This is a genomic window from Acinetobacter sp. UBA3132 (genome assembly GCF_002364825.1).
Lineage (GTDB): Bacteria > Pseudomonadota > Gammaproteobacteria > Pseudomonadales > Moraxellaceae > Acinetobacter > Acinetobacter schindleri.
Window position 1 is genome coordinate 1 of sequence record NZ_DEZM01000226.1, and the last position, 2,202, is coordinate 2,202.

Annotated in this window: 1 protein-coding gene; it reads right to left on the reverse strand. The window is 29.4% G+C overall.

Features of this window, described 5'->3' with window-relative positions; genetic code table 11:
- Positions 1-12 precede the first annotated feature (12 nt).
- On the reverse strand, positions 13-2,109 hold the full coding sequence (locus B4033_RS12355; protein WP_286834397.1) for a DEAD/DEAH box helicase: 2,097 nt from the start codon (positions 2,107-2,109) through the stop codon (positions 13-15).
- Positions 2,110-2,202 lie beyond the last annotated feature (93 nt).

Genomic DNA, 2,202 nt, shown 5'->3' on the forward strand with positions numbered 1-2,202 from the left:
CGCTCTTCCGATCTATAACTCATGATCGAGAAGATGGATTTTATTTTTTCGGGTTAAGCAATATCCATTTTGGAGCATAAATCCATTTTTATGATATTTACGATAAATTAATTCATTATTAATCTTATAAGCCACATTATTAAAATGTAATTCCAAGTCTACTAAATTTTCATCGGCAAAATTCAATTGACATGCAACAGGATCCTCTGACGGAATAGTATCAATAACTTGTGCAAATGAATTTAAAAAAAGGCTTGTTGTTTTTTGATTAGAATTAAGTGCTAGATTAATATTCTCAAGCCAGTCAATAAATTTTTGATAGCTAAATGGCGGATGCTTTTGGTCGCAAATTCGTCCTGATGCTACACCTAAATAATAAGAACATTTAACTTTATCATCTTGTCCAACCCCTGAAACTACTGCGGTTGTTACAGCATAAGATGAATTAGATTGTGCTTGGTTAATTTTCTCTAAATTAACCCCTTTAAGTAGCACACCATCTGCTTTTAAAGGACTATACTGTAATGCTTTCGTATTTGCCTGTTTAGTTACTACTTTATCATTACTCGATACTACTGAAAATAGCATATCGACATCAACAGCACGTCCAATTTTTAGATCATCTCTACTATTAAACTTTCGCCCCCTACTATCGTATATAGCTACAATATCATTTAGTTCTTTAACTATCATTATTTCTAAAGATGGTTCAAAGAATAAGCTATTTTTTAAAAATTTAGAATTATTAAAACAAACAGCAGTAATAACACCAAGGTCTTCATTTATCTTACTTAAAGCTCCCTCTCTCATTAATTCCCAATTTAATTTATCTAAACAGTCATAAATACTAAATCCATCTAACTTATAATAGAAACATACAGAAGCTAAAGGTATTTCCAAAGAATCTAAAGGATTAAATTTTTGAAAATTAAATTTTTTCCGATAACCTGATTCAAAGTAACTATGCTCAGGAAAAGCATCTAAATAGCTATCAATGAGACTTGAGGTATTTAAAGTGTGCAAGAATCTTTTAGCAGAATTTGGATTTGAAATATAATCATCAAACTCTTGATAATTATCCCATAAACTTTTATTACTATTATCATTTAACTCAATAACAGTAGGTTTATAATTTTCATAAATACGAACAACTCTACCGATAGTTTGTACAAGTTCCTTACCACTACCAACAGGATAAGTCAGAATCAGAATTTTAGCTTCTGGTAAATCAATTCCTTCATCTAGCTTCTTTTGATGAATTAAGACTTCATAGTCTAGTTCATCCAGTTTGGAGGGAACATCACTAAGTCTATGTTCTAGGTTTTTCTTTGCAAATTGCTGATGTATTGCTATTGTTTTGAAACTTTTACTAAAGATTTCAAAATATTTCTCAATATCGCTAAATTCTTTGCATTTAATAATGCATTTAGATTTTGGTTGATTCTGTCTAATTAGCTCAATTTTTTCAAAGAGTTTATCTTCAGTTGTTTGTTCAAAATTAGGAGGAACTATCACCTTATCTTGATTTGCTTCTTTATATGTATAAATATAACTATGATCTACATCTATATCAAAGCTGAATAAATCGTTCCGATAAGGAGTTGCAGTAATAATTACTTTTTTTGCTTTCAACTCTCTAACTGTAGCTCCCCATTTTTGAGATGGTTCTGCATGACCTTCATCAATTAAAATCAAATTAAATTGAAGCCTTAAAGAAGCAAGTTCATTCTCGTTTAAACTAATCAATTTTTGAAAAGTAGTACAATAGATTCCTTTACATGAAGTATCCTCGATGTCATTAAAAACTTTTTTCAATACAAAATTTTTGAAATTCGTTTTTGCAGGTAGTATTTTTTCAAAAAATTTACCTTTTAGTTGTTTATAAAGTTGATCACATACAGCCCGTCTATGTGTAATTATTAAAATTTTTTCTAATTGAGTATTGTGGCTAACGGTACAGATAACACCACTTTTTCCAGCTCCTGTTGGTAAACTAATTAAACAAGACCCTTGAGATTGACTACTTATGTATTCATCTATAGCTAATATGCTCTTTTTTTGACATTCTCTTAAATTTTCTACAAGTGTCTTCTCTAAATTTTTTATCATTAATAGCTCTTAACTTTTCACAATTAACAGTGTTGTTATTGTGTAACTATAATATTTAATGAGTGAATAATAAACAAAAAAGACCGCCTAAGC

Coding starts and splice junctions, on each gene's coding strand:
- B4033_RS12355 (WP_286834397.1), bottom strand. CDS start 2,109: ATGATAAAAAATTTAGAGAAGACACTTGTAGAAAATTTAAGAGAATGT.